The sequence below is a fragment of the Tissierella praeacuta DSM 18095 genome (genome assembly GCF_900128955.1).
GTDB lineage: Bacteria > Bacillota > Clostridia > Tissierellales > Tissierellaceae > Tissierella > Tissierella praeacuta.
The window spans coordinates 82,908-99,469 of record NZ_FQTY01000007.1; the positions used below are offsets into that span (position 1 = coordinate 82,908).

General features: G+C 32.5%; 12 protein-coding genes. All 12 read right to left on the minus strand.

The window, feature by feature from the left end; all coding sequences use genetic code 11:
• Positions 1–3: 3 nt before the first annotated feature.
• A complete protein-coding gene (locus BUB33_RS09340) occupies positions 4–897 on the minus strand; it encodes a branched-chain amino acid ABC transporter permease (RefSeq protein WP_072975815.1) in 894 nt (297 codons plus the stop codon).
• Between the two features lie 23 nt (positions 898–920).
• Positions 921–2,087 carry an ABC transporter substrate-binding protein gene (locus BUB33_RS09345; RefSeq protein ID WP_072975817.1) on the minus strand — a complete coding sequence of 389 codons (1,167 nt, stop codon included), beginning with the start codon at positions 2,085–2,087 and terminating at the stop codon, positions 921–923.
• A 201-nt stretch (positions 2,088–2,288) separates the two neighbouring features.
• Positions 2,289–3,905: an amidohydrolase gene (locus tag BUB33_RS09350; protein WP_200778176.1), complete on the minus strand. Its 1,617-nt coding sequence runs from the start codon at positions 3,903–3,905 to the stop codon at positions 2,289–2,291.
• A gap of 112 nt (positions 3,906–4,017) precedes the next feature.
• Positions 4,018–5,364 (minus strand): allantoinase AllB, encoded by a 1,347-nt coding sequence (allB, locus tag BUB33_RS09355; RefSeq protein WP_072975820.1) that lies wholly within the window; start codon positions 5,362–5,364, stop codon positions 4,018–4,020.
• A 34-nt stretch (positions 5,365–5,398) separates the two neighbouring features.
• Complete coding sequence (locus BUB33_RS09360; protein WP_072975821.1) at positions 5,399–6,739, minus strand: NCS1 family transporter; 1,341 nt, start codon at positions 6,737–6,739, stop codon at positions 5,399–5,401.
• A 220-nt stretch (positions 6,740–6,959) separates the two neighbouring features.
• Positions 6,960–8,174, minus strand: a complete 1,215-nt coding sequence (locus BUB33_RS09365) for a pyridoxal-phosphate-dependent aminotransferase family protein (RefSeq protein WP_072975823.1) — start codon at positions 8,172–8,174, stop codon at positions 6,960–6,962.
• 14 nt (positions 8,175–8,188) lie between these two features.
• A complete protein-coding gene (locus BUB33_RS09370; RefSeq protein ID WP_072975826.1) occupies positions 8,189–8,938 on the minus strand; it encodes an oxamate carbamoyltransferase subunit AllH family protein in 750 nt (249 codons plus the stop codon).
• On the minus strand, positions 8,928–10,193 hold the full coding sequence (locus BUB33_RS09375; RefSeq protein WP_072975828.1) for a YlbE family protein: 1,266 nt from the start codon (positions 10,191–10,193) through the stop codon (positions 8,928–8,930). The genes BUB33_RS09370 and BUB33_RS09375 overlap by 11 nt, the downstream gene beginning before the upstream one ends.
• 15 nt (positions 10,194–10,208) lie before the next feature.
• On the minus strand, positions 10,209–11,903 hold the full coding sequence (gene fdrA, locus BUB33_RS09380) for an acyl-CoA synthetase FdrA (RefSeq protein ID WP_072975830.1): 1,695 nt from the start codon (positions 11,901–11,903) through the stop codon (positions 10,209–10,211).
• Between the two features lie 15 nt (positions 11,904–11,918).
• The gene (locus BUB33_RS09385) at positions 11,919–13,529 is read right to left on the minus strand and encodes an L-lactate permease (RefSeq protein WP_072975832.1); all 1,611 of its coding nucleotides are present in this window, start codon (positions 13,527–13,529) and stop codon (positions 11,919–11,921) included.
• A gap of 205 nt (positions 13,530–13,734) precedes the next feature.
• Positions 13,735–15,099, minus strand: a complete 1,365-nt coding sequence (locus BUB33_RS09390; RefSeq protein WP_072975843.1) for an NCS1 family transporter — start codon at positions 15,097–15,099, stop codon at positions 13,735–13,737.
• Between the two features lie 22 nt (positions 15,100–15,121).
• Positions 15,122–16,474 (minus strand): allantoinase AllB, encoded by a 1,353-nt coding sequence (gene allB, locus BUB33_RS09395; RefSeq protein WP_072975845.1) that lies wholly within the window; start codon positions 16,472–16,474, stop codon positions 15,122–15,124.
• Positions 16,475–16,562 lie beyond the last annotated feature (88 nt).

Consider the following 16,562-nt stretch of genomic DNA (forward strand, 5'->3'; position numbering starts at 1 on the left):
AGGCTACACCTTCTCCGCTATTTTTTCTCCCATTAAACCCGTTGGTTTAACAAGAAGTATAATAATTAGTAGTACAAAGGCAAATGCATCCCTATATCCTGTTAACTGAGGTAAAAATGCTACAAGAAGTATTTCCCCTAGCCCTAGAATAAATCCACCTAACACTGCACCAGTAATATCTCCTATTCCTCCAATTACTGCTGCTATAAAGCATTTAAGACCAGGTAAAACTCCCATGTGAGGCATAAGCTGAGGATACTTTATTCCCCACATAATACCACCTACTGCTGCTAAAAAAGATCCTATAAAGAAGGTTGTAGATATTATCCCATTAATATTTATTCCCATTAAACTAGCTGCTTCATAGTCCTTAGATAATGCTCTCATTGCCATACCAGTTCTTGTCTTTTGAATAAAAAAGTTTAAACCAATCAAAAGAATTACTGTAACTACTGGGATTACAAAATTTACTAAAGAAATTGAAACTCCCCCTACCTTTGCTACTTTATTAAAAATATCAGGGGTTGGGAAGGCCTTAGGCCTTCCACCAAATATCAATACACCTAGGTTTTGTAATAAAAATGAGGCACCTATGGCTGATATAAGAATTGTAATTCTTGGTGAACCCCTTAGAGGTTTATAAGCAAGTCTTTCTAAAAGCAATCCCAAAATTCCAGTAATAATTGCAACAAGTATAAATACTATATACCAAGGTATTGAAGTATATGTTATACCATAAAATGTTAAATAAACACCTAGCATAAAAATATCTCCATGGGCGAAGTTTATTAATCTTAATATCCCATAAACCATAGTATATCCAATGGCAATTAGAGCATAAAGACTTCCTAATGAAATACCATTAGCCATATGTTGTGAAAATTCTTGTATGCTCATTATAATTCCCCCATTAATTTAACTTATTTTATTGGCTCTACTGTTGTTAGATAAACAAACTTACCATCTTTTACTTGATTTATAACTGCAGACTTAACGGCATCTCCATTTTCATCTAAAGTAATCACTCCTGTTGAGCCTATGAAGTCCTTAGTTCCTGCAAGCTTTTCTTTTATAGCCACTGGATCAGCTGAACCAGCCTTTTCAATAGCATCTATAATTACCATATAAGCATCATATCCTAAAGCTGCAAAGGCATTAGCATCCTTATTAAACTTAGCTTTATAGTCTTCTAAGAAAGTCTTAGATACTTCTGTTACAGGAGATTCCGAAGTAAAGTGGGTACTATATACTGCCCCTTCTACTGCAGCACCGCCTATATCTATAAACTCTGGAGCTTCCCAAGTGTCTCCTCCAAGGATTGGAACTGTAATACCTAAATCTCTTGCTTGTTTAATTAATAAAGCTGATTCACCATAATTTCCTGGTGCAAATATTACATCTGGATTTAAAGATTTTATATTAGTTAATTGAGCTGAGAAATCTTGATCTCCTGTATTATAAGAAGCCTTTCCAACTATAGAATCTTGAGAACCAGTTAATTCTACAAAAGCTTGCTCAAAATATGTGGAAAGTCCAACGGAGTAATCTTGTTGTACGTCTTGAATTATAGCAGCCTTACTTGCACTTAAATCATTAAATGCATAATTAGCCATAACTGTACCTTGGAATGGATCAATAAAACATACTCTAAAATAATAATCATTATTTAAAGTAACAAGTGGATTAGTTGGTGAACAACCAACTGCTGGAACTTTAGCAGCTTTAACAATATCTCCTGCCGCCATAGACAATGAACTACTATAACTACCTATAATTGCAACTACCTTATCCTTATCAATAAGACGAGATGCCGCATTTGCTGCCTCAACCTTATCTGACTTATTATCTACTATTACTAATTCTACTTTTTTGCCTAATACTTCTCCTACTTTTTCATTAGCCAGCTTGATACCTTCTACTGTCATCTCTCCCCCAGCTGCACTAGCACCTGTCATAGGTTCAAATACACCTATTTTAATAACATCGCTACTGTTATCTGAACCAGATGTTTCTTTAGTTCCGCATCCAGCTAGAGAACCTAGGATTAAACTCACTGACAAAATAAATAAAAATACCTTTCTCTTCATTCAAATTCCTCCCTTTTATTTTATTAAAGGCATGAATTACATGCCTCAAATACTTAATTATGCAGGAATTATTATGTCACTTTTTTATTGTAACATTATAACACTTAGTTAGAATAAAGTCAATTATTCAACTTTTCCAAATATTTAAACGAAAAGAGAGGTTTTCAGTTCTATTTCGGAACTGAAAACCTCTCCATGTTCTTATACTAATTCTCCACCAAATATAGTAGCTACAACTTCTACATCTTTTATACTATCCTCTTCCATATTAAATATATCTTTAGACAATACAACCATATCCGCAAGCTTTCCTTCTTCTAAGGATCCTTTTATATTTTCTTCAAATGAAGCATAAGCTCCCCCCATAGTGTAACCATATACTGCTTCATCTACTGTTAATTTCTGTTCTGGTAGCCAACCTCCCTGTGGATTTCCATCTAAGTCCTTTCTTGTAACAGCCTCATATATTCCTTTCATTACATTAAAGGTTTCTACAGGAGAGTCAGAGCCACAGGCTATAGTTATATTTTTATCTAACATGGTCTTCCAATTATATGAAGTTCTTTCTCTATTTTCCCCAACTCTACTTCTTACAATTTTCCAATCATAATCTAAAAATATAGGCTGAATATAGGCAATTATCTTTAGTTCTGCAAATTTGTTTAAAAGCTCTTCATCAGTTATTTGACAATGTACTATACCGTGCCTATGATTATCCCTAGGGTTTTTATCTAAAGCCTTTTCTATACTCTCCAAAGCCATATAAATAGCCCTATCTCCTATACCATGAATAGCAACCTGAATATTATACTGATTTGCTAAGTCTACTATAATATCTAATTCATTTTGAAGTAATTTAGTTATGCCCTTGTTATTATAGTCATCTGAGTAAGCCTCAGTAAGTGCTGCTGTTCTAGCTCCTAGAGAACCATCTACCAGCAATTTTAAAGGTCCTAGCTTGAAAAACTTATCTCCCCAAGAACTGCCATATCCTTTATCTATAAAACCTTGTAATCTATCTTTATCTTGAATTAAAAATTGCTCATACACTCTTACCTTCAATTTATTTTCTTCTTTTAATTCCTGATATGCCAATATTATCTTTTCATAATCTACATCTGGAAATGCATCAAAATCATCTGTTCCAACTGAAGTAACTCCATTTTTATTCAAATCTTCAATAGCCCTCACCATCATATGCTTTATATCATCTACGGTAGGATTAGGTAGTTTAGAATAAACTAATCCAAGAGCATTTTCCCTAAATATTCCTAAAGGTTCTCCATTTTCATCTAAATCAAAATGTCCCCCATCTACTTGTGGTGTATCTTTAGTTATATTTAATAGCTCTAATGCCTTGCTATTTACTACAGCAATATGTCCGCACGCTCTCCCTATTAAAATAGGATGCTCTAAAGATATTTTGTCTAAATCATATCTTGTAGGAAATCTCTTTTCTCCTATGAAATAATCTTGATTCCAGCCCCTACCATTAACCCATTCGCCCTTTTCCATATCCTTTTCTTCTATAATATTCTTTATTATACAATTTATCTCCTCTATGGACTTTGCCCCTCCAAGCTCTATTCTATTTAAAGAATATCCATAACTTAATAAATGCATATGACTATCATTAAACCCTGGTAATACTACCTTACCTTCTAAATCAATAATTTTTGTACTATTATTTTTTAGAGCCATTATTTCTTTATTAGTCCCTACTTTTTCAATAATATCCCCATTAATACCAATAGCTTCAACTATATTTCTTTCTTTATCCATAGTGTGAATTTTTCCGTTTATTAGTATCAAATCCACCATATCCCCTCCTCTTATATTTATTTACATTATACTACAATAAAAATAAAATAACTTCCTTTTTTGGTGCCAGGCACCAAAAAAGGAAGTTATTTTATCTATTATAATATTATTAAGGTCTTAAAAATTTTCCTATGGGTTCAGATACTATTTTTCCATCTTGGAATATGGTTTTTCCTCTAAGAATAGTCCTTACAATCTTTCCTTTAAATTCTAAACCTACAAGCGGACTGACTTTATGCATATAAAATAGCTCATCTGCTTTTAAAATAAATCTCTCATTTAAGTCTACTAAAACCATATCAGCATCATAGCCTACTTTTATTTCTCCTTTATTTTTTATTCCAAATCTTTTTGCAGGATTTAGTGACAATAACTTAGAAATATCTACAAGGGACAATCCTCTATTATGATATCCTTCCGTAAGCATTACATTCATTGTAGATTGACATCCTGATATTCCACCCCAAACCTTGAAGAAATTACTATCCTTTTTTAATTCAAAAGGTGCTGGTGAATGGTCTGAGCAAACTGCATCTACATTTCCTGCAACAATATGTTCCCATAGTTTCTCTTTTGTATCCTTGGCTCTAAGAGGAGGACAGCATTTTCCGATTGGTCCCAGTCCATCTAAATCATCTTCTGTAAATGTTAGATATTGAGAAACTGTTTCACAACTTACATCTATACCTTTTTTTCTAGCCTCAACAACTAACTGAACACCTTTTGCAGTGCTAACATGAGCAATATGAAGTTTACATTTAGTTTCTTCAGCAAATAATATAACCCTTTGGATAGCTTCAACTTCTGAAATTTCTGGTCTAGAATTCAAGAAATCTCTAGGAGAAGTCTTTCCTTCCTTAATGAATTTCTCAGTTAATTTATTTGTTATATCCCTATTTTCAGCATGAACTGATACTGGTAACCCTAGCTTAGCAGCTATTTCCATTCCTCTATATAAAGTCCAGTCATCTGCACCTTCAAATTCTTCCAAACCACTAAAACACGTAAATGCTTTAAAGCCAACTACTCCTCTTTCTGCTAATTCTTCCAAATCTTCTAAATTATTAGGTGTCAATCCACCCCAGAAACTATAATCTACTAATGAATTTTTCTTAGCAGCTTCAAGTTTTAAATCAAAGTTTTTCCCATTTGTAGTCACTGGTGTAGAGTTAAGAGGCATATCTGTAAATGAAGTCATACCCCCAGCTGCAAGAGAACTGGTGCCAGTAAGCAACGATTCCCAATTTGTACGACCTGGTTCATTAAAATGAACATGGCAATCATATCCACCAGGCAATATATACTTCCCCTTTGCATCTATTTCTTCCTTTGAAAGTCCTGATATTTCAGGTGCTACTTCAACTATTGAGCCATCAACTACTGCTATATCTAATTTTTCTACTGCTTTATTCGTAACTACCATTCCATTCCTAATTATTAAATCATATTTGCTCATTACATATTCCCCTTTCTATTGAATTTCTAGGATTTTACCAATATACTTTTGATGATGGCATTTTTTTCATTAAAATATAATATGTTAACGCTGTAGGAAGAAGACTTGCATACCATGATAGTCTTACTTCTACTAAAGCTACTACTGCACCTACTATAATAGCAATAATAGCTGCCCAGTTCACTCCTTTAAAAGGTCCTTCTATATCATATAAATCTCTTAAATTAACAGTCTCTTTTTTAATAAAGAAATAATCCACTATCAACACTGCAAATATTGGCCCTAAAAATGCTGAATAAGCTTGTACAAACAGATTGAGTCCTGCTGCTGATTCAGGGCTAATTAGCTTCCATGGAAATGTAGCAAATGAAAGTAAACCAACAATTATGGCAGATTTTTTAAATGGAAGTTTAAAAGTATCCATCAATACATAAGATGGAGGTAATATATTATTTAAAACATTTGTAGTAACCTGTGCTGCTGCTATAAATATCATTGTAACAATTACTAAAAATTGATTATCTACTGCAGATGAGAATACATCTATTGGATTTGCCATTCCAGTAGCAGTTGATACAATAAGTCCAATCATACCCATAAATATAGTTATTGGTAATATAGCTGCCCAATAGATTAACCCTGTAATTGCAGATTTTGTTCCTTGTTTATAGTTTCTTACATAGTCCCCTACATTTAGAAGTACTGTACAGTTAACACCTGTAAATGCTGTAACTCCACCCCAGAAAGGCAGTCCCCAAGAACCTTTAAAGTCTATGATTTCTGAGGATATTACTGCACCATATTTTTTTATTACACTAAAAAACATATAAGTAAGAGTCAATAAAATAAATATTGAGCCAATATTCTCTAACCATTTTATTCCTTTAAATCCTGTAGTTGCTAAAGCTATTTGTATTATTTGGAAGAGTATAAAAAACAATACTTGATTTTCATATCCAAATAAAGAGTATGATACCATATTAATAGCTGATGCACCTACCCATGATTGAAAACCAAACCATATTATGGCTGGAACCCCTCTTATAAATCCTGGAAGTTTAGAACCTTTTATCCCAAAAGCAGATCTAAGCTGAATTGTATAAGGCACACCATATTTGTGGCTAAACTTACCATTAAATACTAAACCAACTGCTACAACAGTTGCACCTATAAACATGGCTACTAATGCTTGAATAATATTAAGTTCATGAGTCATACTTGAGCCTAAAGTAAAAGTTCCTATTGATACACAACCACCTAACCACGCAAATAAATAAGACCAATTATCCAAAATACGCTCCTTTACAGGATATAAAGATTCATCCTGTCCATCATGTCCAATATCATCTAGAACAATATTATCTACTGTACTCATCATTTTCCCTCCTAATTAATATTAACACACACTTTGACACATAATTATTAATCTACTTTCCTCCTTTTTCACTTTATTTACCAATATTATATTATTTTTAACAATGTTTTGTTTATCCCTTATAGATAAAAGAACTTTTTAAATTTATCTTATTACTGCAAAAAATAAAATAACTTCAGTTTTTGGTGCCTGGCACCAAAAACTGAAGTTATTAAAGTTATTATTTTTGCTCATCATATATGTCTAAAGCTGCTTGTAATGCATCTCCTTTATTTACCTTAACACCTTTTCTAATTAATGTAGCTTCCAAAGCAGAAAGCACTCTTAGGACATTTTCTTTACGGCTACTGTATCCCATGGAACCGATTCTCCAAATCTTGCCTGATAAGGAACCAAAGGCTGCTGCTATTTCTACTCCAAAGTCTTCTATCATTCCCATACGTATTTCAGATTCTTTGACTCCTTCAGGTACAGATACACATGTTACTGTTGGCATTTTATTTACTTTATCTCCAAATACTTCTAATCCCATTGCCTCTATACCTGCTACTAGAGCCTTTTCATTTAATGCATGGCGAATAATTCTAGCTTCAAGTCCTTCCTCTTTAATTATTCTAAGCCCTTCTCTCAATGCATATAACATTGTAGTAGCTTCTGTATGATGATTTAATCTAGATGGACTCCAGTACTCTTGAATTTGACTTAAATCAAGATAATTTGTACTTATCATTCTATCATTATGTGAATCAATTTGTAGACCTTGCTCTACCTTTCTTCTTTCTTTTAATATTTTTTCAACTCTGTCATTATATGTTAATGGTGCCATACCAGTAGGCACTGATAAGCATTTTTGTGTCCCAGTAATTACAGCATCTATATTCCAATCATCAGTCTTAAACTCTGCACCTGTTAATGTGGCAACTGCGTCTACTACTAATAATATATTATTTTCACGACAGAATTTTCCTAGTTCTTCTAAAGGTTGCATACGTCCTGTTGAAGTTTCTCCATGAACCATAGCTACTACCTTAGGATTAATCTTAATGATTTCTTTTTTCAAATCCTCAAATTCATAAGTCTTACCCCATTCAATTTCAGTAGTATGCACATCTCCGCCAGCTCTTTTAGCTATCTCTGTTAGAAGATGTCCAAATCTACCAAATATAGGAACATAAACTTTATCACCTGGCTCTATTATACCTGAAAGTACGGCTTCTATTCCTGCTCTAGCAGTTCCATCTACAGTAAAAGCTTGATGATTTTTAGTTTGAAATATATACCTTATTAACTCCATTGTTTCATCCATTATCTGTAAAAAGTTAGGATCATATTGACCTAATATTGGTGCACTCATAATTCTAAGAACCCTTGGCTCTGCTTCTACAGGCCCTGGTGTCATTATTGTTCTTTGTGGTATTACTAATTCTCTATACATATAATTTCCTCCTTTTAATTTCTAAAAACAGCTCCTAATAATATTCCTTTTAACGTATCCATTCCAGATGTATGTCCCATATGAATTAAGTTCATTGCTGAATTTAATACCTTATATTTATCTCCCATAATTAAATCTATACAAGTTTCTTTAACTACATTGCTAAATTTACCTTGCACTGCATAATCTAAATATTCATAGGATATATCTGTAGTTTTAGTTCTCCCATTATTTTCTATGGAATTTTTAATCTTTTCTACTAATCCTTTATTTTTTCCAGTAGCTTTTAATATGGCCAATAGTCCTACTAAAACATCATCACCACTAGGAGTAAGACCTAGCCCCCTGCCAATTATTTTATCAGGAAAATTTTCCTTACTAATATCCACTTCTATACCAAATTTCCAATTTGGATTAATTGCAACTATTGAATTTAACAACTCCATATTGCTAACTAAATTTTCTTCCCATCCATAAACTGAAAGACTTGGATCAAAAATATTAGCATCTTCAAAATCAAAAATTTCTGTGTATAATTCATCTCCTACTTTAAACTTATCCACTAATTTATCTACATTATCCCTAGATATACAAATACTAAATGGGGAAACACCCTCTTCTTCTCTTCCTAAATGAATTAATCTATCTTTAATTTTAATATTCATGCTTTTCTTAAATATAGAATGTACGTATGCTAGAGATTTTTCCTTTAAAATTGGAATAACTTCTTTACTATAAATAATTACCTTAATCTTATTCTTCATCTCCTAAAACACCGTATCTTTCAGCCAATGCAACAAGTGCTTTTTCAAAACAAGCTAAAGGTGCTCTAACTGTTCCTGCTCCAATTTGTCCAATTCCTGCTTCCTTATGAGCCATACCTGTATTGATTATAGGAGTAATTCCAGTTTCTACTACCTTTCTAATATCAATTCCCAAACAAGTACCCTTAAAATTCCAAGTAGGTATGGAATAATTAGGATTTGAACTTATACAAATTTCTTCCATTTCTTCACTTATAGCCAATGCATCATCAAATCCACCTGCACCCACAAATCTTGTAACTCCTGGTGCTGCTATCATTGCCATAGCACCAAGTCCAAAGGATTCAGTAATAGCACTATCACCCATATCAGGACTTATTTCCTCTTCACTATATCCACTAAACAATAGACCCTGAGGAGTATTTACTGGAGCCGTAAACCACTGATCTCCAAGTCCGCTTACTCTAATACCAAATTCATATCCATTTCTAGTCAAAGCCGTAACTATACTCCCCTCTTCTATGGTTCTAGCATAGTCCATAACAACTTTACAAGTTGCCATTGCAATATTTAAGAAGAATTGGTCTGTATCTGCTAAAAATTTCATTACATCTTCTAAATCACCATGGTTTATATCTGATTGAATTAAATAAGAAGCTATATCCTTAAAAAACAATGTAGATGCAGCAATATTTCTTTGATGAAACTCATCACCCATAGTAATTGCCTTTGCAATAATAACATTTAAATTCATTCCACCATCAATTTTCTTCAAGGCTTTGGAAATGCTTGGTCCTAATACATCCTTCATCCAATGCAATCTATCTATTACCTCTTGACTATAAGCTCCAAATCTTAGAACCTTTCCTATACCTTCATTCATTGTACAATATGCTACATTTCCTCCTGTCTTATTTACCACTACTAAAACAGGCATATTGCCAGAAGTTATACCACCCATTGGTCCTACTGCATTAACATGATGGCAAGGTATAAATTTTATTTCACCAGATTCTAACATTTTCCTAGCTTCTTTTTCGTTTTTAGCCCAGCCTTCAAATAATACTGCTCCTATACAAGAGCCTTGAATAGGTGCAACCATATTTTCCCATGTATTTGGCGGCCCAGAATGTAATAAGGTCTTACTATTTAATTCTTTTATCACTGATTTTGCTGGTACTACATCTACTAGGAAAGGTTGAGCTTCTGTCATTTTCTGTATAACTAATTTATTTGCTTCTTCAATTGACCTCATATGATTACCTCCTTATTATTTCAACTTAGAAAGTATAGATGCTAAATATTTGTTTCCCCCTGCTATGGGCTTCCACTTATAATGAACTACTTCTGCTCCATACTTTACCATAGGCTCAGCAAAATGTTTTAATCCTATATTAATTACTTTTAGTTCTTCTGTAAGCAATGAAGTATTTTGTTTTGTAGACATTGTTGTTTTGTCATTTCCATTTATATATTTAATTATTTCAGTAACCAGAATTGCTCCTTGAGCATTACTTTCCATTACGATAACTCCTGAACTTTCAAGTTTACTTACTTGATCATGATATATTTGTGGATCACCCATAGTACCTGTTACTGAAGCTATGAAAACAATTTCTCCTTGCTTTTCTTCCAGTCCTTTTTTAATTTCTTTAATAACTGGAATAAATTCTCCTACAATATCTTCATGTCCTCCATATCCTATTACAAAGTCTAGAAGAACAACAGCTGTATCCTCTTCCTTGCAAATATTCTTCATCATTTCTAATCTAATAGTTGGATCCATCATAGGATGTGGCTTACCCTTTGTATATTCATCATCTCCTAAATCAACAATTAAATGTTCATTATACTTTAGCATAATACCTTTATCATGATTTTTTTGATGTTGAATATTTAATCTATCCTCTATTATCATTGCAGCTTCTGCAGCCAATGTACCTCCACTATATAAACCTTTTATTCCTTTTTGTTTATTACTTTTTACAAGTATGTCTATATTTGGTACTAATCTTTGAACTAACCTTTTGGATAACTCTATTGCCTTTATGGCTGCTTCCTCTAAAGTCCATACATAATAAATATTCTCTTCGCTTTTCAGAGGCTTCTCCCCTATAAAAATAGCTACTATTGGCTTATCTATAGTTTTAAATATATCTATTATCTTATCTCTTACTTCTTCAGCTGGAGGTTTTGATATAAATACAATTACTTCTGTATCAATATCATTAGACAGTAGTTCCAATGCACTAATTGCTGTAATACCACCAATTTCTGAAGATAAATCCCTACCTCCTATGCCTATGGCATGAGATATACCTGCTCCTTTTCTAGAAATTATACTGCTTACCTCTTGAATTCCCGTACCAGAAGCTCCTATTATACCTATATTCCCCTTATCTATAACATTTGCAAAGGCTAAGGGAACTCCCTGAATAATTCCAGTACCACAATCTGGTCCCATTACCAATAAGTTTTTATCTCTTGCCTTTTCTTTTAACTTCTTTTCCTCTTCTATAGATACATTGTCACTAAATATAAAAACATTTAATCCTCTATCTAATCCCTTATTTGCCTCTTCTGCAGCATATTCTCCTGAAATTGATATAAGTGCTAAATTAGCCTCTGGAAGTTTTGACATACTGCTATCCCAACTCATTGATACAGGAATTTTATCTCTTTTTGATTGTACTGACTGATCCTTTAAAAATTTATCCACTTCTTCTACTACCTTTGGAACAATACTTTCTTCTTCACTATCAATTACTATACAAATATCATTTGGTCCTGCCTCATCTAATTTTTCTGTATAAAAATTAGAATTAGCAAAAATATCTTTATTAGCGGGTGTTCCCATCATTATAGATATTCGATTGACATGATCCATTGAAGATAATAATTTAGTTAAAAGCATTAGATTAATTGAATCTTGATAAGAATTTTTCTTAATTACAGTAAATAACATTGTATCCCTCCTTATCTACAATGAGATATAAGTAGCTAAAAAATATGTTATTATTCCAAAACACAATATAATACCTAGTGCAAATGGTAATATTGCTTTTAAAATTTTTCCTTCTTCTCCTAAAATATTAGAAGTAGTTGCACCAAGTACAATATTGTTCGGAGCAATTGCAGTTCCTATTGCTGCCCCACCTGTTTGTGCTCCAAGGATTACCCCTTGATGTAAGGATAATAACTCAGCTGTTGTAAATTGAAAATTTGAAAATAATATATTTGAACTCATATTACTACTTGTAATAAAGGAACCCACTAAACCTATAAAAGGTGCTATAAATCCATAGTTTTTTCCTAATATATTTGAAGCTCCAATTGCCAATACATCTATTTGTCCAGTTCCACTCATTACCTTGGACATCATAGTAAGGCTGATTATGGCTATACTTGAAGGAATAGTCTTTTTCACCACTTCCTTGAATATACTATTTAATTTCCCTATTTCTATATAGCCCTTTTTTAAATAAAATATATAACCTGCTAAAGCAGATATTAACAAGAAAGTTGAAGGATGTACTAAGGGAGCAAAGGGTGCATATTTTATTATCTGAGAGTTTACAAAACCATATTCTGTACTGGTTCTAGGAAAATTTGGTCCTATACTAAAATTTGTTAGTACACCTTTTATCTTCGGATTTATAAGTAATACCAATGTAAGAATGGTCATTACTATATATGGAAAAAAACTTTCATATAGCTTTATATCAACGGATGCTTTTGAAAAAACTTGGCTTTTATTCCTATTCATTATTTGACTCTTATCTATGTTCCAAGACTCTTTATACATAGGAATCTTATTAACAACTATAAATCCTAATAAGGCAATACATCCTGGAAGAAAATTAGCTATAATACCATTAACTTGAGTAAGAAGCAGTTGTCCTCCACCTTGTATAAAAGAAAATATTAAAACTGCAAATAAACCTTTTTTAACGCCTTTATCTTTTCCATAAAACCAGCAAATACTAAGTCCTGATAAGATATTTATTATCCATAAGAACATTCCTGCATAAAATCCTGACTGATTTAAAATATTTCCCTCTATGCCTGTTTGTGTAACTAAGGAAGACCAAGCAACAGCAAGAGTTCCATAGGTACCTGCCCATGAATGTCCTATAAGAGGTATGACTACAGCCCAAAGAGGTAAAACACCCATTTCAATAAGTAGTGGAGCAGTAACTGCCACTGGTACACCAAACCCAGTTACTCCTTGAAGAAAACTTACAAAAACCATTCCAAGTCCTAATATTCTAACTAACTCATTTGGTGCTATTTCTTCCAAATTTTTCTTTATGGAGCTAAATGCCTTGGCTTCGTTAGTTACTTCATAGATTAGTAGAGCTGTTATTATTACCAAAATAATAGATAAGGAATTCCATAAAGCTTTTAAAAGCTCATTTATAATTAAATTTGCTCCGCTTTTATAAAAGAATACTCCTACAAATATTGCTATGGCTAATGAAATAGGTGCAGCCCTAAAGGCTGGCAATTGTACTTTTATCATAAGAAACAGAAGCATACCTATAGGAATAAAAGCCATAATCCAAAAACCTAAACTAACTGGTAAACTCATATATAACCACCATTCTTTAAAGTATTTTAAGAAGTTATATCTTTTCCTTATTTATATTATCATACAAATTTAAAATAAATTAATTATCAAATTTTGCTAAAGAAAATAGGTTTTTCATATCAATAATTGATAATAAAATAAAACTTCGTCTTAATTATATAACTAAGACGAAGTTTTAACGTAAATCTATTTATAAATATTAATATTATTCAAATATTGTTCCCTTTCTAAAAGGAGCAGCTTTCTTCATATTTTTCATTAAAATATAATATAATAATCCTGTTGGTAATAAACTTGCGTACCAAGATATTTGAACAAAGAATAAAGATACTACTGAGCCACCAAATATAGCTATAACTCCCGCCCAATTTATTCCTTTAAAAATTCCTTCAGTATTATAATATTCATTTAAATTTAATTTTCTCTTTCTAAGAATAAAATAATCTACTACAAGAACTGCAAATATAGGTCCTAAAAACGCTGAATATATTTGAACAAACAATGATAATCCTGCTGCAGATTCTGGTCTTACTAACAACCATGGGAATGTACAAATAGATAAGATTCCAACTAAAACTGCAGATTTCTTATAAGATATATGGAAGGTATCCATAAGTACATAAACAGGAGGAACTATATTATTTAATACATTTGTAGTAACTTGTGCAAAAGCAACAAATACTAATGTCATAATAGTTAAAAACTGGTTGTCCATAGCAGTTGAAAACACAGCTACTGGATCATTATTTCCTGTTGCTCCTGAAACCATAAGTCCAATTAACCCCATAAATAATGTTGCAGGAAGAATAGATAACCAATAAAGAGATCCTGTCATAAGTGACTTCGTTTCTCTTTTTAATTCTCTTGAATAGTCAGAACCATTTAAAATCATAGTAGAATATATTCCCAAAAATGCTGTGGTTCCTCCCCAAAATGGTAATCCCCATGTTCCTTTGATATTAGTTATGGTAGCAGCAACTTCTACTCCAAATTTTGTATATACAGTATAAAACATATAACCAAGAGTTCCTAATATAAAGAACACAGCTATATTTTCCAACCACTTAATTCCATGAAAACCGTTAATAGCTAAAACAACTTGTAATACAGTAAAAAGAACAAATACTACGGGCATATTATCAAAACCAGTTATAGTTTTTAAGCTGACATTTATAGCACCAGCACCTACCCAAGATTGAAAACCAAACCACACAATAGCAGGTATTCCTCTAAGAAAACCTGGAATCTTTACACCATCAACTCCAAAGGAACTTCTAGCTTGAACAGTAAAAGGAATACCATATTTATGTCCAGCAGAACCTGATAGAACAAGAGCTATAGCTATAACAGAACATCCTATTGCCATAGCAACAATTGCTTGAGTTAAGTTTAAAACGCCAATTAAACTAGCACCCATTGAAAATGTTCCAATTGAAACACATCCCCCTAGGAAAGCTGCCAAATATGATAAATTGTCCATTATCCTTTCCTTAGTAGGCAATAACTCCGGCTTTGTCTTCTCAACAAATTCTTGATTTAATTTAGTCACTTCATGCTCAATAGTAGTCATTGTTTCTCCTCCATCCTAGTTTTTATTTCCTTATTAGTTGTCCATAACCTTTCTTACCAATTACATTATTTTCTTCAGCAACAACCTCTCCTCTTAAAATAGTGCAAACTGGTAATCCTTTTCCTTTTAGACCTACAAATGCTGAAATTTTATTAACGTATTTTAAGGATTCTGGGGTGATTTCCCATTCCTTTTCTGGATCTAAGATTACAATATCTGCATCAAATCCTACCTCAATAGCCCCTTTTCTTCCATATAATCTAAAGGCCTTAGCAGGTCCTTCACTTAATGTACGTGCTAATATAGTTGGAGAATATCCTCTCTTTACAACTCCTTCGCTAAATGTAACTTGCATTACATTTTGAATACCACTGATTCCACCCCATGCACCAAAGATTCCATGAGCTTTTTCATCTTTTTCTTCAAGGGCACAAGGAGAATGGTCTGAACTAACACAGCTTAAAGTGCCATTATCTACATATTTCCACATTTCTTCAACGGCATCCTTTTCTCTTAAAGGAGGTGCACATTTAAACAAACTACCATTTTTTATAACATCATCTCTATTAAAAGTTAAATAATGACTGCAAGTTTCTCCAGTAACATCTACACCTTCTTGTTGTGCTTTCTGAATAATTTTTGCAACCTCAGGATGGCTTACATGGCATATATGAATTTTTGTTCCTATTTCCTTTGCCAAATCAATAACATTTTTTGTAGCCATTATTTCTGCCATTAAAGGACGAGAGTTTAGAAAGTCCTCCCATGTTTGGTTTTCTTTTCTCATTGCTCTTCCTTCTTCCCATTTAATAATGGAAAAATCTTCACAATGGAATCCAGCTCTTGCATCAACTGTTTTTAATATTTCAAGAGCTTCTCTTACCTGCCCCATAGTTAAGGAAACATAATCAGGAGATACTGGTCCAATAAAAGATTTAAAAGCAACACATCCTTTTCCATCTAATTCTACTAATGAATTTAAATTATAATCTACTAAACCGCCCCAAAAACAATAATCTACATATGCATTTGGTGATACAGCTTTATATTTATCATCAAAAATCTTTCCATCTGTTAATGCTGGTTCATTCTGTAAAGGCATATCTATAATAGTAGTAATACCTCCAACAGCAGCTGCTGCTGTTCCATGCTCATAATCTTCTCTCCATGTATATCCTGGATCATTAAGATGAGCATGAGTGTCTATAGCCCCTGGGAATATATATTTACCACCTGCATCTATAACCTTGTTAGCTTCTAAATCAGATTCAGGTGCTACTATTGCTGATATTTTACCATCTTTTATGCAGATATCAGCCTTATAAATTCTTTGGGATGTAACTACTTGACCATTTTTTACGATTAAATCGAACATATCTTCCCCCTCTTTCTTGAATAATGTTAGTTTTTAAGTATATATTTTATGACTTACTAAGATTATAATATTTTTAACAATCTTATGG